Here is an 18,883-nt window from a genome sequence, read left to right as displayed (position 1 = left end):
TGCCTGCTACTGGCCGAGCGCTGATCACTGATCAACGACCTGATTTTCCCAGCAAGGACCTGTTCATCATGTACGACTCAACATTGACGCTTGAAGCCTTCGACCCGCAGTTGTGTGAGGCGATTCATAACGAGGAGCGCCGCCAGGAAGACCACGTCGAGCTGATCGCTTCCGAAAACTACGCCAGCCCGCTGGTCATGCGCCTCCAGAGCACGGTATTGACCAACAAATACGCCGAGGGCTATCCCGGCAAGCGCTACTACAGCGGGTGCGAATACGTCGATGTGGCCGAGCGCCTGGCCATCGAACGGGTCAAGACCCTGTTCGACTGCGATTACGCCAACGTGCAGCCCCATGCAGGGGCCCAGGCAAACGCTGCGGTGTTCCTGGCCTTGATCAACCCCGGGGATACGGTGATGGGCATGAGCCTGGCCCAGGGCGGTCACCTGACCCACGGCAATCCGTCCAACTTTTCGGGCCGGCATTACCACATCGTGCCTTATGGGCTCGATCCGCAGACGGGCTTGCTCGACTACGACGAGATGGAGCGCATTGCCGTGAAAACGCAGCCGAAGATGCTGATCGGTGGGTTTTCTGCCTACTCGCGGTACAAAGACTGGGCGCGCATGCGGGTGATTGCCGACAAGGTCGGCGCGATTTTCTGGGTCGACATGGCTCACGTCGCCGGGCTGGTCGCTGCTGGCGAATACCCGGACCCGTTGCCGCACGCCCATGTGGTCACCAGCACCACGCACAAGACCTTACGTGGCCCACGGGGCGGGTTGATTTTGTCCAAGGGCCAGGACGCAGCGTTTTACAAAAAGCTCGACTCGGCGGTATTCCCGGGTGTTCAGGGCGGGCCGTTGATGCATCAGATCGCGGCCAAGGCGGTGGCCTTCAAGGAAGCCTTGAGGCCCGAGTTCAAAACCTACCAGGCCCAGGTCGTGGTCAACGCGCGGGCCATGGCGGCCGTGCTGCAGCGGCGCGGTTACACGATTGTCTCGGGTGGCACCGATAACCACATGATGCTGATCGACCTATCCGACCGGCCCTACACCGGCAAAGACGCCGATGCGGGCCTGAGCAACGCCGGCATCACCGCCAACAAGAATTCGGTGCCCAACGATCCGCGCTCACCCTTTGTCACCTCGGGGCTGCGCATCGGCACGCCGGCCGTCACGACCCGCGGTTTCTGCGTGTTCGAGTGCGAGCAACTGGCCGGTTGGCTGTGCGATGTACTCGACGCCCTGGAGCGCGGGGAGAGCGAGAGCGTTGCGCATCAGGTGCGTGAACAGGTGATTGCGCTGTGCCGCCGGTACCCGGTTTATCGCTGATTTTTTATTTCTAACCGTTGGCGCAGTCGACTTGGCTGGAGGCCGAGGGCCGGTATTGCAGGGCTTCGGCAATGTGGTGGCGGCCGATAGTGTCGGCGCGTTCCAGATCCGCCAGAGTGCGGGCGACCTTGAGCAGGCGGTGGGCTGCTCGAAGCGATAGGGTCAGGCGCTCGCAGGCGCTTTCCAGCCAGGCTTCGTCCGGCTTGGACAGCGCACAATGCTGGCGCAACCCCGGTAGATCCAGGAACGCATTGGCGCAGCCCTGGCGCTGATGCTGGCGTTCCCGTGCCTGGGCAACCAGCGCCGAGGCGGTGGACGTGTTGTCGCCGGGCTGCGGGGCAGGGTTCAGCGCGGTGATTTCGCGGGCGACGGTCAGGTGCAGGTCGATCCGGTCCAGCAACGGCCCGGAGAGTTTGTTGCGGTAGCGCTGGATCTGCTCCGGCGTACAGCGACAGCGCGCGCTGGGGTCGCCCATGTAACCGCAAGGGCAGGGGTTCATCGCGGCGACCAGTTGAAAGCGCGCCGGGAAACTCACGCGGTCGCGGGCGCGGGAGATCACGATATGCCCCGACTCCAGTGGCTCGCGCAAAACCTCCAGCACCTTGCGATCAAACTCCGGCAACTCATCCAGGAACAGCACCCCGTGGTGGGCCAGGGTGATTTCCCCCGGTTGCGGCTTCGACCCGCCGCCCACCAGTGCCGGGCCGGAGGCCGAATGGTGCGGCTGGCGAAACGGCCGGTGGGGCCAATGGCTCAGTGGCGCCAGGCTGACCACGGATTGAATCGCGGCGACTTCCAGCGCTTCGTGTTCACTCAGTGGCGGCAGCAAACCTGGCAGGCGGCTGGCGAGCAAGGTCTTGCCGGTGCCGGGCGGCCCGCTGAACAATAGGTTATGCGCGCCTGCCGCAGCGATCAGCAGCGCGCGTTTGGCGGCGAGTTGGCCCTGGACTTCGCTGAGGTCCGGGTAGGGCTTGTTCAAGTACAGCAAACCGTCAGACTTGAAGGGCTCGATCGGTACTTGCCCATTCAGGTGCGCCACCACCTGCAGCAGGTGGTCCACCGCAATCACCTTCAACCCGGACGCCAGGCAGGCCTCTTCGGCATTCGCCCGAGGCACGATCACGCTGCGCCCGGCCTTGCGCGCCGCCAGCGCCGCCGGTAACACACCTTTCACCGCGCGTACCTCGCCCGATAGCGCCAATTCCCCCAGGCACTCCACGTCATCGAGCATCAGCGCCGGCACCTGCACGCTCGCCGCGAGAATCCCGAGGGCAATCGCCAGGTCAAAACGCCCGCCGTCCTTGGGCAGGTCGGCGGGCGCGAGGTTGAGGGTGATGCGACGGGCCGGGTATTGCAGCGCTGAATTGAGGATGGCGCTGCGCACGCGGTCCTTGCTTTCCTTGACGGCGGTTTCCGGCAAACCCACCAGCGTGAGCGATGGCAGACCATTGGCCATATGCACTTCGACGCTGACGGCGGGGGCTTCGACGCCGATCTGGGCGCGGCTGTGGACGATGGCGAGGGACATGCTCATTCCTTGAAAGGGCGGGCCGCTTCCTGCGGTTTTTCAAGGGTAGACGAGGTGGGGAAGAGCGAGGCGGGGGAGGTTTTACAGAACGTATCCGGAGAGTGACGCAGAACGAGTGTGTGGGCTGGCGTGCCTGCGATATAGGCGGTTAGGTGTGTCAGAGGGACCGAGTCGATCCCCTCGCAGGCAAGCCAGCGCCTACATTGACCGGGGTTTATTCAGCGGCTGCCGGGGTCAACCGCGCTTCCAACTCCGCCACCTTCGCCTCCAGGCTTTCCAGGCGCGCTCGGGTGCGGGCCAGTACCACCATTTGGCTGTCGAATTCTTCCCGGCTGACCAGGTCGAGCTTGCTGAAGCCGCTTTGCAGCAACGCCTTGAACTGGCTTTCGATTTCATTGCGGGGCAGCGGGGTGTCGCCGCTGAACAGGCGGGAGGCGTGGCCGCTCAGGGCGTCGAGGAGGTCTTTGGGCGCGAGCATGGGAAATCTTCCGGAAAACTGTTGGCGGGCAGTGTATCACGCAGCGTCTATAGTCATTTTCACGGACTCACGCGCACGCTTTTCGCGCATGGGGGCGCACGGTGGCGCACCCTTTTCGTGCGCATTGCATTCGCCAGAGGGTCCCGCAGGTGGGCGCAGCTAGGCAATGGACTGATTTCAATGATTTTTACGGAGCTGGCAAGGTTTCTGCTTAGACGAACATGACCCATGCACTGATGCAGTCGCTGTGACGAATGCAGTGCGCCGACGGATCAGGGGTACAGGTTTCGTCACCAGTGGTTCGCTGGCGTCGTAATGGCAATTGCTCTTGCGACGACGCGTTACAAAGCCAGGCGCTGCGCTTAGACTTGAGACGGGTTTGTTTTCCTGGGGCAAGTCCACCAATTCGGGAGAGAGTTTTCATGAAGCTAGTCACTGCCATCATCAAGCCGTTCAAGTTGGACGATGTACGCGAGTCGTTGTCCGAGATCGGCGTGCAGGGCATTACCGTTACTGAGGTCAAAGGCTTCGGGCGGCAGAAGGGTCACACCGAGCTGTATCGCGGCGCGGAGTACGTGGTCGATTTCCTGCCGAAGGTGAAGATTGATGTCGCCATTGACGACAAGGATCTTGACCGGGTTATCGAGGCGATAACCAAGGCTGCCAACACCGGCAAGATCGGTGACGGCAAGATCTTTGTGGTCAATCTGGAACAGGCTATTCGCATCCGTACCGGCGAAACCGATACCGACGCAATCTAAGCCGCCAAACCCCAACGCCCCAGGAGAAAACAATATGACTCTGCGTAAATTCGCAGGGCTCGGAGCCCTGTTGTCCTTTGTAATGCCAAGCCTGGCCTTGGCGGCAGACGAAGTGGCTGCTCCAGTCCTCAATTCCGGTGACACGGCGTGGATGCTCACATCCACCGCGCTCGTGCTGTTCATGACCATTCCCGGCCTGGCGCTGTTCTACGGCGGTATGGTTCGCTCCAAAAATATTCTGTCGGTGATGATGCAGTGCTTCGCCATCACTGGCTTGATCACCATCCTGTGGTTCGTCTACGGCTACAGCATGGCGTTCGATACCACCGGTATGGAAGCGGGCGTCGTCAACTTCAACTCGTTCGTGGGCGGCTTGTCCAAGCTGTTCCTCTCAGGTGTGACCCCGGCCAGCATCACCGGCCCTGCGGCGCTGTTCCCTGAGGCGGTGTTCATCACCTACCAGATGACCTTCGCCATCATCACCCCGGCGCTGATTGTCGGTGCCTTCGCCGAGCGTATGAAGTTCTCCGCGATGCTGATCTTCATGGGCGTTTGGTTCACCCTGGTCTACGCGCCGATTGCTCACATGGTGTGGGGCGGTCCGGGTTCGCTGCTAGGTGACTGGGGCGTGCTGGACTTCGCCGGCGGTACGGTGGTGCATATCAACGCCGGTGTGGCTGGCCTGGTAGCGTGCCTGGTCCTCGGCAAGCGTAAAGGTTTCCCGACCACGCCAATGGCGCCTCACAACCTGGGTTACACCCTGGTGGGTGCGGCCATGCTGTGGGTCGGCTGGTTCGGCTTCAACGCCGGTTCTGCAGCGGCGGCCAACGGCACTGCCGGTATGGCGATGCTGGTGACCCAGATCGCTACTGCCGCCGCCGCACTGGGCTGGATGTTCGCCGAGTGGGTCACCCACGGTAAACCAAGCGCCCTGGGCATCGCCTCGGGTGTGGTGGCGGGCCTTGTGGCTATTACGCCGGCTGCCGGTACCGTGGGCCCGATGGGCGCGCTGATCATCGGCCTGGCGGCGGGTGTGGTGTGCTTCTTCTGCGCCACGACCCTGAAACGCAAACTGGGCTATGACGACTCCCTGGACGCCTTCGGTGTGCACGGTATCGGCGGTATCCTCGGCGCAATCTTGACCGGTGTGTTTGCAGCGCCAGCACTGGGTGGCTTCGGCACCGTGACTGATGTGGCGGCACAGGTCTGGATTCAGTGCAAAGGCGTCGGCTTCACTGTGATCTACACAGCCATCGTGACCTTCATCATCCTCAAGGTGCTGGACATGGTCATGGGCCTGCGGGTTACCGACGAAGAAGAAGCTGTCGGCCTCGACCTGGCGCAACACAACGAACGCGGTTACAACTTGTAAGTAGGCGAAAAAAACATGCCCGGCTTGCCGGGCATTTTTTTGTCTGACGTTTGTCAGTCATGACGCGTGGTGCCGGTTTTTGCGCTGCGTATGTGATGGCGCGCACACGGCACTTTTCCGGATGCGAATGTCTTACAGGCATGTAGGCGTATTCGGCACTTTGTTTTTTCCCTGAGCGCGCTAGAATGCGCGCCGATGGGCGGAGAACTGTATGTGGCAACAGACCCTGATTACCCTGCGGGCCAAGCCCCGGGGCTTTCACCTGGTAACCGACGAGTTGCTGGCCGGCTTGCCTGAATTGAAGGCGTGTCGCGTGGGCCTGTTGCATCTGTGGCTGCAGCATACCTCGGCCTCGTTGACCATCAACGAGAATGCCGATCCGGCGGTTCGTCGTGACTTCGAGCGTTTTTTCAACTCGCTGGTGCCGCAAGGCCGAGCCGGGTTCGAACACAACGACGAAGGCCCGGACGATCTGCCGGCGCACTTCAAGGCCAGTCTCCTGGGCTGCCAGCTGAGTTTGCCGGTCAAGGCCGGCCGCTTGGCGATGGGGACCTGGCAAGGTGTTTATCTGGGCGAGCACCGTGATCATGGCGGTGCTCGTAAAGTCCTCGCCACTTTGCACGGTGATGGGGCATAAGCCATTGGTTATCCGGTGGATGTTGATTTTTTTTCCGGCGACCTTCGACAGAGGGTGAAGCTGGGCTATAACTAATCTGCTTTTCGCAAGTCATGAGGTAGAACATGAGCGACGATGATCTGGAAGACGACCTGGAAGTAGGTGAGGACGACGACACCGAAGAGCTGGAGGCGGTAGCGGAAGACGCTCCTGACGAAGGCGATGACGGTGGCGATGATGCGCCTGCCAAAACAGCCAAAGGTAAGGTCAAGGCCGCAGTTTCGGTCGATGAGCTGCCGAGCGTTGAAGCCAAGAACAAAGAGCGCGATGCGCTGGCCCGTGCGATGGAAGAGTTCCTCGCTAAAGGCGGCAAAGTGCAGGAAGTCGAGGCCAACGTGGTGGCAGACCCGCCCAAGAAACCGGATAACAAGTACGGCAGCCGACCTATCTGAGGTCAGCTTCCCGCTTGCTGAAAAAGCCCGCCGTCGCTGCGGGCTTTTTCATGCCTGAAACAATGTCTATGAGCCAGCGGTGTTGCCGCTATAGCGTTACTGCCAACTGCGGAGCAACGGTGGCAGCTCCGTCAGGCTGCGAATCTCTGCATCCGGGCGTTGATCCGCCTCCCAGACCTTACCCGTCGGGTTGAACCACACCGCGCGCAGTCCTGCTTGTTGGGCTCCCGCGATGTCATCCCCCGGATGATCGCCAACATGTACCGCTGCGCTGGCGTCCACGCCACCGCGTTGCAGCGCTTCCTGAAACAACCGCGCATCCGGCTTGGCGATGCCGAGGTCTTCGGCGCGCAGGGCAAAGTGAAAGTAGTCCGCCAGGCCCACACGCTGCACGTCCGCGTTGCCGTTAGTGATCACCCCCAGCAAGAAGTGCTCGCGCAACGCTTGCAACATCGGCTCGGCTTCGGGGAATACGGTGAGCTGGTGGCGCGCATGAATGAACGCTTCAAAGCACACGTCGGCCATTTCCCCGGCTTGCGGCTGCGGGTAGCCCGCTTCTTCGAAGGCGTACATCAATACGCGGTGGCGCAGCACACTGATGCGGTGTTTGAGTTCGGGATGGCGTTCCAGCACCTGCTGGCGAAGGCTGGCGAAATGCTCCAGGGGCAGTTCGCCGACCTTGGCGGCATGGGTGGCCAGCCATTCGCGCATCGACGCTTCGGCGCTGATGATGACGGGTACGTTGTCCCAGAGGGTGTCGTCCAGGTCGAAGGTGATCAGCTTGATACTCATGAGTCGCCGCCCTTGATGCGTTTGGCCCGTGGATGGGCGCTGTCGTACACCGTTGCCAGGTGTTGGAAATCCAGGTGGGTGTAGATCTGCGTGGTTTTGATATCGGAGTGGCCGAGCAGTTCCTGCACCGCGCGCAGGTCTTGGGACGACTCCAGCAAATGGCTGGCAAACGAGTGCCGCAGCATGTGCGGATGCAGGTTCTGCCCCAGCTCGCGCTCGCCGGCCGCCTTGACCCGCAGCTGAATCGCCCGCGGGCCAAGGCGCCGGCCCTGCTGGCTGACAAACACGGCGTCGTCCGCCGGGTTGGTCAGTGCGCGCAGGGGCAGCCACAGTTGCAAGGCTTCGCGGGCTTTTCTACCCACCGGCAGCACGCGGGTCTTGCTGCCTTTGCCGAGCACTTGCACCAGGCCGTCGGCCAGGTCGAGTTGATCAAGGTTCAGCCCGGTCAGTTCCGACAGACGCAGGCCCGAAGAATAGAACAGCTCCAGGATCGCCTGGTCGCGATGGGCCAGGAAATCATCCTCGACGGCGCCATCGAGCAATTGCAGGGCGCGGTCGGTGTCGAGAGTCTTGGGCAGCCGCCGCTCGCCCTTGGGCGGGGCCAGGCCATTGGCCGGGTCGTGGTCGCACAGGCCTTCGCGGTTGAGGTAGTGATACAGGCCGCGCACCGCCGATAGCAGGCGTGCCAGGCTGCGGGAAGATTGGCCCTGCTGGTGCAGGCGCGCGATCAGGCTGCGCAGCCCCTGGATATCCAGGGCTTTCCAACTGGGGATTTGCTGCTTTTCGCAGTAGGCCAGAACCTTGTTCAAGTCCCGTCGGTAGGCTTCCAGGGTGTGGGGCGACACCTGGCGCTCGCTGCGCAGGTGAGCGCAGTAAGCGTCCAGTTGCCGTTCCATGGTTAGCGCACCGCGCGCAGGGCGGTGGTGAAACGCGGTAGTACGCGGCCCAGCACTTCGGCGATGTAGGTCAGGAACAGCGTGCCCACCGAGCTTTTGTAGTGCGCAGGATCACGGCTGGCGATGGCCAGTACCCCATGCAGGCCCTGATGGCTGAGGGCAACCACCGCGGTAGAGCCGATCTGCTGGCGCTGCTCGGCGCCAAACAAAAAGTCCAACTCATGTTCGCGCAAGGTGCCGCTGATGGTCTTGCCTTCGGAAAGCAGGCCGCCAATCGCCGTTTGCGCTTCGCCGCCGCTGACCCAGCGGCCTACCGGCATCGGGTTGTCGCTGAACAGGATCAGGCTGACGAAGGGCACCTGGAAGTCCTGGCGCAGGCTGTCTTCCACAGCGATCACCGTTTCTTCCAGGCTGGTGGCGTCCATCAGCGTCAGAATCAGGCGCCGGGTCTTGTCGAACAGGCGGTCGTTATCGCGGGCTACGTCCATCAAGTGCGAGAGCCGATGGCGCATTTCGATGTTGCGCTCGCGCAGGATCTTCATCTGCCGCTCCACCAGCGACACTGTATCGCCACGCTGGTGGGGGATGCGCAGGGCCGGCAGCAGTTCTTCGTGCTCGACGAAGAAGTCCGGATTAGCCTCAAGGTACGCCGCGACAGCAGCGGCCTCCAGGCTGACGCTCGGGGATGCTTGTGCGGGTACTTGAGGCTTATCGGTCATTTGCTTGGCTCACTCATAGACGGACCTGTCCTTCGTATACGCGCATGGCCGGCCCGGTCATCATCACCGGGTGGCCGGGGCCTGCCCATTCGATGGACAAGCGTCCGCCGGGCAGGTCGATCAGCAGCGGCGAATCCATCCACCCCTGGCTGATCGCGGCCACGGCAGCGGCGCAAGCACCGGTGCCGCAGGCCTGGGTTTCACCGGCGCCGCGCTCCCATACACGCAATTGCGCGCGGGAGCGGTCGATCACCTGCAGGAAGCCCACATTGACCCGTGCCGGAAAGCGCGGGTGATGTTCGATCTTCGGCCCCAGCTCATGCACCGGCGCGCTATTGATGTCATCGACGCGCAGCACCGCATGGGGGTTGCCCATGGACACGGCCGCCAATTCGACAGCCTGGCCGTCGACGTCAACGGTGTAGCAGGTGGCCTGCTCGGCGGCCTGGAACGGAATATCCGCCGGCACCAGGCGTGGCGCGCCCATGTTGACGCTGATCTGGCCGTCGCTGCGGACATCCAGCTCGATCACGCCGCTCTTGGTCTCGACGCGAATCTGCCGCTTGGCGGTCAGGCGCTTGTCCAGCACAAAGCGGGCGAAGCAGCGCGCACCGTTGCCGCACTGTTCCACTTCGGAACCGTCGGAGTTGAAGATCCGGTAACGGAAATCCACCTCCGGGTTGCTGGGCGCCTCAACGATCAGCAACTGGTCGAAACCGATGCCGGTATGGCGGTCGCCCCACTGTTTAGCGTGCTTGGGCAGAATGTGCGCATGCTGGCTGACCAGGTCAAGGACCATGAAGTCATTGCCCAGCCCGTGCATCTTGGTAAAACGCAACAGCATGGCTTACTCCGGCAGCAGGCTTTCGCCAGTATACAACTCGGCTACCGTCTCGCGGCGACGCACTTCAAACGCTTGATCACCGTCCACCAGCACCTCGGCGGCACGTCCGCGGGTGTTGTAGTTGGAACTCATGACAAACCCGTAGGCACCGGCCGAATGAATGGCCAGCAGGTCGCCTTCTTCCAGGGCCAACTGACGATCCTTGGCCAGGAAGTCGCCGGTTTCGCAGATCGGGCCGACGACGTCATAGGCGCGCGCTTCGCTGTCGCGAGGCGTTACGGCAGTGACATTCATCCAGGCCTGGTACAGCGCCGGGCGGATCAGGTCGTTCATCGCCGCGTCGACGATGGCGAAATCCTTGTACTCGGTGTGCTTGAGGTACTCGACCTGGGTCAGCAGCACGCCGGCGTTGGCGACGATGTAGCGGCCCGGCTCGAACATCAGCGTTAGGTCGCGGCCTTCCAGGCGTTCGCGCACGGCCTTGATGTAGTCGCCGATCAGCGGCGGCTCTTCATCGCGATACTGCACGCCCACGCCGCCACCGAGGTCGATGTGCTGCAGGTAGATGCCGCACTCGCCGAGGCGGTCGGTCAGCGCCAGCAGGCGGTCGAGGGCATCCAGGAACGGAGGCAGGGTGGTGAGTTGCGAGCCGATATGGCAGTCGACACCCAGCACTTCCAGGTTCGGCAGTTGGGCGGCGCGGATGTACACGTCCTCGGCGTCGGCGATGGCGATGCCGAACTTGTTCTCTTTGAGACCGGTGGAAATGTACGGGTGGGTGCCGGCGTCGACGTCCGGGTTGACGCGCAGGGAGATCGGCGCGCGAACGCCCATCTCGGCAGCGACGACTTGCAGGCGCTCCAGTTCGTCGGTGGATTCGACGTTGAAGCAATGCACGCCGACTTCCAGGGCGCGGCGCATGTCTTCGCGGCTCTTGCCGACGCCGGAGAAGACGATTTTGTCAGCCTGGCCGCCAGCGGCCAGAACCCGTTCCAGCTCGCCACGGGAGACAATGTCGAAACCGGCGCCCAGACGCGCCAGGACATTGAGCACGCCCAGGTTGGAGTTGGCCTTGACCGCGTAGCACACCAGGTGCGGCACGCCGTTCAACGGGTCGGTGAAGGCGCGATATTGGGCTTCGATATGCGCGCGCGAGTACACATAGGTCGGGGTGCCAAAGCGCTCGGCAATTGCGGACAGCGCCACGCCTTCCGCGAACAGCTCGCCGTTCCGGTAGTTAAAAGCGTCCATGGGTTTCCCTTAGTAAGTGTCGTGCTTGTGCGCTTTTTGTGGTTTCTGCGACGATTGCGCCTGTTCATTTGGGTCTTTGCTGTCATCAGGCAGGTACAGCGGGCCTTTTTGACCACAGGCACTAACGAGGCAAGCGACCGCGACGAGCGCAGCAAGGGAAGAGATCAGGCGCTTCATGGCGAAATCCTTGAATATGCATTAATTGCGCCCGAGTATACCGACCACCCGCCAGCTTGCCTATGCACCGAAATACCCGTCCGGCGGGGGTTTGCCGAGACAGTAGCGAAGCGGCTTACGGTAGTCGGGGATATTTCTTACCGTCATCGGTAACGAACTCGGTATCCTTTGCAATCGGCGGAGCGCGACCGTATCGTGCGGCGCTTGAGCAAAACCAGACACTTTTGAGGTTGCCGCAATGAGTTTGACCGAAGCCCGTTTTCACGACCTGGTGGATTCGACCCAGCACGCGCTGGAAGATATTTTCGACGAGAGCGGCCTGGATGTGGACCTGGAAAACTCGGCCGGGGTGCTGACCGTCAAGTTCGAGAACGGCACTCAACTGATCTTCAGTCGCCAGGAACCGTTGCGCCAACTGTGGCTGGCGGCACGCTCCGGCGGTTTTCACTTCGATTACAACGAAGAAGACCGCAATTGGCAGTGCGACACCAGCGATGAGCTGCTCAGCGAAATGCTCGCGCGCATCACGCTGGAACAGGCCGGCGTCGAGTTGGGCTTCGATGAGCTGAACCCCGACGAGAACTGATCGTGAACCAGCCAGCGCCTGTACGTCCGCCCAAGCCGTTGTTCAGTAATGTCAGCGCGGCGGTGCCGTCACCTTGTATCAGCTTGTGTCGGCTGGACGAGCAAAAAGTCTGCCTTGGCTGCTTTCGCCATGTGGAAGACATCCGTGAATGGCGCTCCGCCGACGATCAGCGGCGGCGAGTGATCGTGGCCCAGGCAGAGCGGCGCAAAGTCGCGCCTTGAGCCCTTCTTGTTTATTTACGGTGCTGTGGTAGTGTCCGGGTACACCTCAACTCATCGAGGTCCGTGAGAACCCCGCCTTTTCCTGGCGGGGTTTTGCTTTTTTGTGCAGAAAAAAGGAGTCTGCCTGAATCATGACCGCACCTTCCATCATTCTTACCCGTCTCGACGTGCAGCGTCTTGAGCAACTGATCGACCGTGTCGGCGAAAACTCGCCGGGCGTAGAAGCCCTGCAACACGAACTCGACCGCGCCGAAGAAGTGGTTGGCCACGATGAAGTGCCTGCAGATGTCGTGACCATGAACTCCAGCGTGCATTGCCGCGAGCAAGGCAGCGGGAAGGACTATCACCTGACCCTGGTTTACCCCAAGGATGCGAATGCCGACGCAGGCAAGATTTCGATCCTGGCGCCGGTGGGCAGCGCGTTGCTCGGCCTCAAAGTGGGCCAGCACATCGACTGGCCTGCGCCCGGCGGCAAAACCCTCAAGCTCGAACTGCTCAGTGTAGAAAACCAGCCCAAAGACGGCGGTGCGTTCTCGCTCTAGGTCCGGCTCAGCGCTTCATTGAGCGCCTGTTCCAGCTCGGCCTTGTAACGCAGGTACAAATTGCTCGGGCTGTGCACATCACCGAGCAGACCCGACAGGTCCAGATCAGTGATATAGCAGCGGTAGCGCTCGGTTTCCCGGCGCTGCCCGACGATCTCCTGGGCGACCACTGCAAACAGCTGGTCGCCAAACTCCAGTTCGGAAAATTCCCGCTGATTGCAGTACAGGGTAATCCCCACCTGGCCCGGCGTCGCCTTGCCGATAATCGCCTGCACGTCATAAAACGGCTTGTTGGCCGGGTTTTGCGGCGCCGGCCGAGACTCGATGCTGCGTGCGCGGTTGCTGCCCGATGGCAGCAGTTGGTAATACAGGGTTTGCACCGCGCCCAGCGGTTCTTGCGGGTCCACGGGCGACAACGCGTCCCGGCGATAGATGATCGACTGCAGAAAGCGCTGCAACGGCGCCAACAGGCTCTGTTCATCGTGGAACGGCAAGCGTTGTTGCCAGAGCGCATTGAACTCATCCAGCACGTACAGCTCGGCGAAGCCTTCGTTGACCCGGTAAAACACCTGCACGCAATTGGCCATTCCCATCGGTAGCAGCAGCGCCAGGTCGTGGTCTTCCAGGGCCATCGCGTCCAGGTGCAATGGGCTGTAGCTGGCCAGTTCTTCGCTGAGGTAGGCGATCAGCGCGTCCTGCGTCGCCAGTGATACGTGGGTAGCCTGGCCTGGCATCAGCTCCATCACGTGATAGTGCTGCTGCACCTGCAGCAGGTAGCGATGGTTGCCCTGGCCCAGCAGCAGGTTCTGCGCGGTGTCGAAGATTTCTTCCACGCGCCGGGCAATGAACTGCGCGCGGTTGTGGCAGAAGCAGCGCACCCGCAGGCGTGGAAGGTGGTCCGACGGCAATTGGTTGAGGTAGTCGCGCAGGCAATCGAGCAGGGCATGGGGGCCGTCGTAGCGACTGACCATCACCTCGTTCCAACTGTTGAGCGTGACCTGATCGAGGGTCAGCACCAGGTTGTCACGCACGCCGGCGTAACTCAGCGAGTCGGTGCGCTCGGTGGTCATCAGGATGTTCAGGTCGCGGTGGTGCTTGAGCGGGTCGACGCCGACGTTGATCAGCAGCAACACCTCTTCCGGCACCGCCGAGCGCAGCAGACGATCTTCATCGACGCTGGCCAGGGGCAGGGCGATGGTCTGTTGCAGGCTGCCCAGCAGGTTGAACAGTTCGAATTCGGTCATGTCGCTGACGCCCGGGTGCAGCGCTAGGCGGGTGCTGCTGTCGATCACGCCGTTGCGGTGGCACCAGGTGAGCATTTCCAGCAGGTCGCGGCTGCGCTTGATCGGCGCGAAGTGCTCCGATTCCAGAGCGGTGAGGCTGCCGTTGTATAGCCCCCAATGATGCTGGTCTGGTTCCTTGCGGTTGGGGGATTGCACCAGGGTTAGGGTGTCTTCGGCCAGGTCCGGGGCGATGCCGGGGTTGATGAACTCGACCTTGCCAGCCTTGCGTTCAAACGCCGCATAGAGACGGCGGCCAAGCACATTGAGGTCGCGCTTATTGATCAGGCTGACGGTCTGCTCGGTGCGGGCGAACTGGGTCAGGAAGCGATAGCTGTAGTTCAGCTCATTGACCAGGGCGCGTCGCTCGGAGGCCACCTGGCGCACTTTCCACTGGCTGCGGCTGTCGAGCAGGGCCAGTTGACGCGGGTCCCAGCCCCATTCACGGGCCAGGCGCTCCAGCAACAGGTGCTGCCAGCCGAGGGTGCGCTGGCCGGCGCTGAGCTTGCGGTTGACCTTCAAATACAGTGCGCGCCTTACCAGTTCCAGGCGTTCCGGCTCGTTGCGCGCGTTGAGGTACTCCTCGATGCGGCGATAGACCACGACATACGGGTCCAGCTCGTCCAGGTCCATCTTGTTGGCGAACACCGCCCGTTTGAAGCGCAGGCTCAGGCACTGCACATTCGGGTGCTCGCTGGCGTAGACCTCGGTCAGCAGCAGCTTGAGCAGCGACTTGTAGGGCGATTCGATGCCCTTGAACAGTTGCCACAGCCCGGCGCCAATGAATTCGCCGGGTGGGATGCGCGCCAGATGACCGAGGTCGAGGGTTTCATCGGCGCGAATAAAGCGTTTGGAAATCAGCGTGTGGGTGAACTGGGCGTAGCGGATTTCTTCGTACACCGGCACCAGCCACCAGATCGGCGTGCGGCCGGCGAGCCAGATCGCGGTGCGATAGAACTCATCCAGCAACAAATAGTGCTGGGTTGTGCCGCAGTCGTCGGAGCTCAGTTGCGTGTCGCGCTCGCCCAATACAAAACGGCTCGGCTCGATCAGGAAAAAATGCGCTTCGGCACCCATGCTCAGAGCCCAGGCTTCGAGTAACTGGCATTTCTTGCGCAGCTCGACCAGGTCGTTCTCGCCCAGGTCGGGGGCGTGACATACCCACACGTCCATGTCGCTTTGATCGGCCTGGGCCAGGGTGCCGAGGCTGCCCATCAGGAACAGGCCATGGATCGGCTGCGGCGGTTTGCCGTGGCGCGGTTTGTAGGAAAACGAACGGGTCAGGCGTTGGGCTTCGCTCAGGGCCTGGGCGTCGGGTTCGAAATTCGACAGCCCGGCCGGGGTGCTGCCTGACACGTAACCGGGCAACAGCGGGTGATTAACGTGAAAAAACAGCGGCAGCAGGGTCAATACGCTTTGCTGGCGCGGCGTCAGCCCTTCGATGGCCCGGGCCATACGCCCTTCGTTCAGCACCATGAAGCGCGCGCGCAACTGGGCCAGCACCTTGCGGTCGATGCCTTCGTCCAAGTCGGGGCGGATTTCATGGGTGCGGGTCATGTCGAACTCGGTGGCGCGCAAGGCCCGACATGGGCGGCCGTGTAGGAGTTTACAGTCAGAAGCGTAGGAGGTTTAGAGGGGGAAGCGCTTTTTGGCGTCAGAATTTTATCCAGTCCACGGCAACGCCCTAGGAATCCGCGGCAGGCGGACCCCATGGGCGATATCCGGAATCAGGCAGCTTCTTTGGTCGTGGTGGTGGTCAGGATGGTCAGCAGGGATTGGGCTTGTTCTGCGGCGTCCCGGCCAAGGCTGGTCAGGTAGCCTCCGTCCGGTTGGTCGATCAGTTTTTTCTCGAACAGGCGTTTGGCGGCTGCGATAGCGGTCGGTGCGGCAGTCTGATGGACTTTCAGACCTTCCTGGGAGCTGCCCAGGTTGAAGAGTGCAAGGATTTCCAGTTCGGCAACCAACTCAGGGGTATACGACATAGGGACTCCAGACTTTCTAAGAATTTGTTAGAGGCTAGCAGGCCCTAAGGTGAACGTACTTTGACGGGCTGTCCAGTGGGAAACTCGCGGGTGTTGATATGGCGCAGTGTTGTGGCGAGGAAGCAGGCTTCCCGGCCACGCGGGCGGCCGGTTCAGGCGTTTTCAGGCGGCAGTTCGGGCAGCGCGCGCAAGGCTGTTTCATACCAGTCGGTATCGAAGGCGCGGTCTTCGTCGAGCATCTTGTCGATTTCCACTGCCAGCACATGGGCCATCAGATTCAAAATCTCTTCGCGCTCGTAACCCACCAGCGTCAGCTTGTTGAGCGTGGCCTTGGCGGCAGGCGGATTGTCGCTTTCGATCTGGTTTTCGATGGCCTGGGTCAGCGTGCTTTCGGTGAACTCTTCTTCGTCGTTGTCGATATCGGTCGGCTCGCTCATGGCAGGCTCCTCAAGGAAAGGGCGCCAGTCTACCTCCATTCAGGCAGGTGATGCTGCTAGCCAGGTTGGTCGGGCCGATCTATAACTCATGCAGCCAACCCCGCACACGGCCTGGAGGCTTTGCGATGCTCAAACTGTACGGATTTTCGGTCAGCAACTACTACAACATGGTCAAGCTGGCGCTCTTGGAGAAAGGCCTGACGTTCGAAGAGGTGCCTTTTTTTGCCGGGCAAACGCCCGCAGCCCTGGCGGTCAGCCCGCGGGGCAAGGTGCCGGTGCTGGGTGTCAAACAGGGCTTTATCAACGAAACCAGTGTGATCCTCGAATACATCGAGCAAACCCAGGAAGGCACTGCACTGTTGCCGGCGGAGCCGTTTCAGCGCGCCCAGGTGCTGGCATTGTGCAGGGAAATCGAGCTGTACATCGAGCTACCCGCCCGTGCCTGTTTCGCTGAAGCGTTTTTCGGCATGCCGGTGCCGGAGGCGATCAAGGACAAAGCCCGGGCCGAGTTGCTGCTGGGGGTGGGGTCTTTAGCTCGGCACGGCAAGTTCGCGCCCTATGTCGCTGGGGAGAGCTTTACGATTGCCGATCTGTATTTCATGTACAGCCTGAACCTCGCCTGCGGCGTGGGCGAGAAACTGTTTGGCCTGGATCTGCTGGCAGAATTGCCGGCGGCGAAGGCGTTGCTGCAGCGCTTGCATGCCATGCCTAACGCCATGAAGGTGGCGGCGGACAGGGAAGCGGCGATGCCGGCGTTCATGGCGATGATGGCGGCGAAGAAGTAAGCAATGTGGGAGGGGCGGTGCGACGGTTCGACTTGCTCCCTCCCACATTGATGCTTTTAGCGGCTGGCGAGCAGTGCCTGGCCGCGCACGACGGCGGCTTTTACCTGCCCCGGCGCAGTGCCGCCGATGTGGTCGCGGGCATTCACCGAGCCTTCCAGGGTCAGCACGGCAAACACGTCCTGCTCGATCTGGTCGCTGAATTTGCGCAGTTCTTCCAGGCTCATTTCCGCCAGGTCCTTGCCGCTTTCCACGCCGTATTTCACGGCATGGCCGACGATTTCGTGGCAGTCACGGAACGGCAGGCCACGGCGTACCAGGTAGTCAGCCAGGTCGGTCGCAGTGGAGAACCCGCGCAGCGCCGCTTCCCGCATGATCGCGTGCTTGGGCTTGATCGCCGGGATCATGTCGGCAAAGGCACGCAGCGAATCGCGCAGGGTGTCGGCAGCGTCGAACAGCGGTTCCTTGTCTTCCTGGTTGTCCTTGTTGTAGGCCAGGGGTTGGCCTTTCATCAGGGTCAGCAGGCCCATCAGCGCGCCGAATACGCGGCCGCTCTTGCCACGTACCAGCTCGGGCACGTCGGGGTTTTTCTTTTGCGGCATGATCGAGCTGCCGGTGCAGAAGCGGTCGGGCAGGTCGATGAACTGGAATTGCGCGCTGGTCCACAGCACCAGTTCTTCGGAGAAGCGCGACAGGTGCATCATCGCGATACTGGCGGCGGCGCAGAATTCGATAGCGAAGTCGCGGTCCGACACACCGTCCAGGGAGTTGCCGCCCACGGCGTCAAACCCCAGCAGTTGTGCAGTGTACTCGCGGTCGATCGGGTACGTGGTGCCCGCCAGTGCGGCGCTGCCCAATGGCATGCGGTTGGCGCGCTTGCGGCAATCCACCAGGCGCTCGTAATCGCGGCTGAGCATTTCGAACCAGGCCAGCAAGTGGTGGCCGAAGGTCACGGGCTGTGCGGTCTGCAGGTGGGTGAAGCCGGGCATGATAGTGTCCGATTCACGCTCGGCCTGTTCCAGCAAACCTTTTTGCAGGCGGGTGATTTCGGCCAGGATCAGGTCGATTTCGTCACGCAGCCACAGGCGGATATCGGTGGCCACTTGGTCGTTACGGCTGCGCCCGGTGTGCAGTTTCTTGCCGGTCACGCCGATGCGATCGGTGAGGCGGGCCTCGATGTTCATGTGCACGTCTTCCAGATCGACGCGCCAGTCGAACGTACCGGCTTCGATCTCCCCACGGATGGTGGTCAGGCCGTCGATGATGCTGTCGCGCTCGGCGTCGGTCAGCACGCCGACCTTGGCCAGCATCGTGGCGTGGGCGATCGAGCCCATGATGTCGTGGCGGTACAGGCGCTGGTCGAAGGTGACGGAGGCGGTGAAGCGGGCGACGAAGGCGTCGACGGGTTCACTGAAGCGGCCGCCCCAGGACTGGTTGGTCTTGTCGGTGCTCATGGATTCGCTCGTGATCTGCTTAAAAGAGGCGTGGAGGTGTGACGCCGATAATAACAGGGTTGCCCGTGGAGGCGGTGCTGTGGGTGGTCGGCATTTTTATTTGTGCAAAGGATGGCTAAGTGCCTTGCCGCCGACCGCGTCCGGGAAGAGACTGGGCAAAGGTGCTTATTGAAACGATATTTGACGAATGAGCAATGTCGTCTCGGCGAGCGTCTACAGTTGGACTGATAGTGTGTGAATGCACCAAAGTCAGGTGATGCGGTCATAACCCTGACTACCATTAAACAAGGGGGGTATTCGGATTGTGTATCAGCAAACCCTACGACGATGCCCAAGGGCGGCAGGTTTTGGGCGCTATTGAACAGGTCCGGATAAATAT

The 18,883-nt window shown here is 61.7% G+C and carries 21 protein-coding genes; 9 read left to right on the top strand and 12 right to left on the bottom strand.

Features of this window, described 5'->3' with window-relative positions; translation table 11 throughout:
- Positions 1-68: 68 nt before the first annotated feature.
- Positions 69-1,334, top strand: coding sequence for a serine hydroxymethyltransferase (gene glyA, locus ACS5Q8_RS28395; RefSeq protein WP_465159674.1), 1,266 nt, complete (start codon positions 69-71; stop codon positions 1,332-1,334).
- A 10-nt stretch (positions 1,335-1,344) separates the two neighbouring features.
- On the opposite strand, the gene ACS5Q8_RS28390 is transcribed toward glyA, so the two are convergent.
- Both ACS5Q8_RS28390 and ACS5Q8_RS28385 read right to left on the bottom strand, forming a co-directional pair.
- Positions 1,345-2,862: a YifB family Mg chelatase-like AAA ATPase gene (locus tag ACS5Q8_RS28390; protein ID WP_463884207.1), complete on the bottom strand. Its 1,518-nt coding sequence runs from the start codon at positions 2,860-2,862 to the stop codon at positions 1,345-1,347.
- Positions 2,863-3,076: 214 nt separating this feature from the next.
- Positions 3,077-3,340 carry an accessory factor UbiK family protein gene (locus tag ACS5Q8_RS28385; RefSeq protein WP_276195426.1) on the bottom strand — a complete coding sequence of 88 codons (264 nt, stop codon included), beginning with the start codon at positions 3,338-3,340 and terminating at the stop codon, positions 3,077-3,079.
- A gap of 422 nt (positions 3,341-3,762) precedes the next feature.
- On the opposite strand from ACS5Q8_RS28385, the gene glnK reads away from it, so the two are divergent.
- The 4 genes from glnK (at position 3,763) to sutA (ending at position 6,541) form a co-directional block, all read left to right on the top strand.
- Complete coding sequence (gene glnK, locus ACS5Q8_RS28380) at positions 3,763-4,101, top strand: P-II family nitrogen regulator (RefSeq protein WP_002555808.1); 339 nt, start codon at positions 3,763-3,765, stop codon at positions 4,099-4,101.
- Between the two features lie 34 nt (positions 4,102-4,135).
- Positions 4,136-5,473 carry an ammonium transporter gene (locus ACS5Q8_RS28375; protein ID WP_276195415.1) on the top strand — a complete coding sequence of 446 codons (1,338 nt, stop codon included), beginning with the start codon at positions 4,136-4,138 and terminating at the stop codon, positions 5,471-5,473.
- Positions 5,474-5,684: 211 nt separating this feature from the next.
- Positions 5,685-6,110 (top strand): secondary thiamine-phosphate synthase enzyme YjbQ, encoded by a 426-nt coding sequence (locus ACS5Q8_RS28370; protein ID WP_017845176.1) that lies wholly within the window; start codon positions 5,685-5,687, stop codon positions 6,108-6,110.
- A 104-nt stretch (positions 6,111-6,214) separates the two neighbouring features.
- On the top strand, positions 6,215-6,541 hold the full coding sequence (gene sutA / locus ACS5Q8_RS28365) for a dormancy-specific transcriptional regulator SutA (protein ID WP_247406754.1): 327 nt from the start codon (positions 6,215-6,217) through the stop codon (positions 6,539-6,541).
- Between the two features lie 96 nt (positions 6,542-6,637).
- Here the strand turns inward: sutA and ACS5Q8_RS28360 are convergent, their stop codons facing one another.
- Genes ACS5Q8_RS28360 through lptM form a run of 6 tightly spaced genes read right to left on the bottom strand, consistent with a single transcriptional unit; the run spans position 6,638 to position 11,220 of the window.
- On the bottom strand, positions 6,638-7,333 hold the full coding sequence (locus ACS5Q8_RS28360) for an HAD family hydrolase (RefSeq protein ID WP_465159673.1): 696 nt from the start codon (positions 7,331-7,333) through the stop codon (positions 6,638-6,640).
- Positions 7,330-8,229, bottom strand: a complete 900-nt coding sequence (gene xerC, locus ACS5Q8_RS28355; protein ID WP_046381665.1) for a tyrosine recombinase XerC — start codon at positions 8,227-8,229, stop codon at positions 7,330-7,332. The genes ACS5Q8_RS28360 and xerC overlap by 4 nt, the downstream gene beginning before the upstream one ends.
- 2 nt (positions 8,230-8,231) lie before the next feature.
- Positions 8,232-8,948, bottom strand: a complete 717-nt coding sequence (locus ACS5Q8_RS28350; RefSeq protein ID WP_426099915.1) for a DUF484 family protein — start codon at positions 8,946-8,948, stop codon at positions 8,232-8,234.
- 13 nt (positions 8,949-8,961) lie between these two features.
- Positions 8,962-9,792 (bottom strand): diaminopimelate epimerase, encoded by an 831-nt coding sequence (dapF, locus tag ACS5Q8_RS28345; protein ID WP_276195412.1) that lies wholly within the window; start codon positions 9,790-9,792, stop codon positions 8,962-8,964.
- Between the two features lie 3 nt (positions 9,793-9,795).
- Positions 9,796-11,043: a diaminopimelate decarboxylase gene (gene lysA / locus ACS5Q8_RS28340; RefSeq protein WP_465159672.1), complete on the bottom strand. Its 1,248-nt coding sequence runs from the start codon at positions 11,041-11,043 to the stop codon at positions 9,796-9,798.
- Positions 11,044-11,052: 9 nt separating this feature from the next.
- On the bottom strand, positions 11,053-11,220 hold the full coding sequence (lptM, locus tag ACS5Q8_RS28335) for an LPS translocon maturation chaperone LptM (protein ID WP_048723727.1): 168 nt from the start codon (positions 11,218-11,220) through the stop codon (positions 11,053-11,055).
- A 238-nt stretch (positions 11,221-11,458) separates the two neighbouring features.
- On the opposite strand from lptM, the gene cyaY reads away from it, so the two are divergent.
- The 3 genes from cyaY to rnk all read left to right on the top strand — a co-directional run bounded on the left by cyaY (position 11,459) and on the right by rnk (position 12,569).
- The gene (cyaY, locus tag ACS5Q8_RS28330) at positions 11,459-11,806 is read left to right on the top strand and encodes an iron donor protein CyaY (RefSeq protein ID WP_276195410.1); all 348 of its coding nucleotides are present in this window, start codon (positions 11,459-11,461) and stop codon (positions 11,804-11,806) included.
- Positions 11,807-11,808: 2 nt separating this feature from the next.
- Positions 11,809-12,027: a DUF1289 domain-containing protein gene (locus ACS5Q8_RS28325; RefSeq protein ID WP_247401872.1), complete on the top strand. Its 219-nt coding sequence runs from the start codon at positions 11,809-11,811 to the stop codon at positions 12,025-12,027.
- 131 nt (positions 12,028-12,158) lie between these two features.
- Complete coding sequence (rnk, locus tag ACS5Q8_RS28320) at positions 12,159-12,569, top strand: nucleoside diphosphate kinase regulator (protein WP_247401875.1); 411 nt, start codon at positions 12,159-12,161, stop codon at positions 12,567-12,569.
- Here the strand turns inward: rnk and ACS5Q8_RS28315 are convergent.
- From ACS5Q8_RS28315 to ACS5Q8_RS28305, 3 genes are all read right to left on the bottom strand, one after another.
- A complete protein-coding gene (locus ACS5Q8_RS28315; RefSeq protein WP_465159671.1) occupies positions 12,566-15,406 on the bottom strand; it encodes a class I adenylate cyclase in 2,841 nt (946 codons plus the stop codon). The two genes, rnk and ACS5Q8_RS28315, sit on opposite strands and share 4 nt — an antisense overlap.
- A 170-nt stretch (positions 15,407-15,576) precedes the next feature.
- Positions 15,577-15,831, bottom strand: a complete 255-nt coding sequence (locus ACS5Q8_RS28310; RefSeq protein ID WP_247401881.1) for a TIGR02647 family protein — start codon at positions 15,829-15,831, stop codon at positions 15,577-15,579.
- A 152-nt stretch (positions 15,832-15,983) separates the two neighbouring features.
- A complete protein-coding gene (locus tag ACS5Q8_RS28305; protein ID WP_426099918.1) occupies positions 15,984-16,268 on the bottom strand; it encodes a hypothetical protein in 285 nt (94 codons plus the stop codon).
- Between the two features lie 125 nt (positions 16,269-16,393).
- Between ACS5Q8_RS28305 and ACS5Q8_RS28300 the strand changes: the two genes are divergently transcribed.
- Positions 16,394-17,053 (top strand): glutathione S-transferase family protein, encoded by a 660-nt coding sequence (locus tag ACS5Q8_RS28300; RefSeq protein WP_465159670.1) that lies wholly within the window; start codon positions 16,394-16,396, stop codon positions 17,051-17,053.
- Positions 17,054-17,109: 56 nt separating this feature from the next.
- Here the strand turns inward: ACS5Q8_RS28300 and argH are convergent, their stop codons facing one another.
- Complete coding sequence (argH, locus tag ACS5Q8_RS28295; protein WP_276195405.1) at positions 17,110-18,504, bottom strand: argininosuccinate lyase; 1,395 nt, start codon at positions 18,502-18,504, stop codon at positions 17,110-17,112.
- Between the last annotated feature and the right edge of the window lie 379 nt (positions 18,505-18,883).

This window comes from Pseudomonas sp. PAMC25584 (assembly GCF_058135675.1).
Note: the sequence above shows the minus strand (reverse complement) of the source record. Positions and strands in the feature narration are given on the sequence as shown.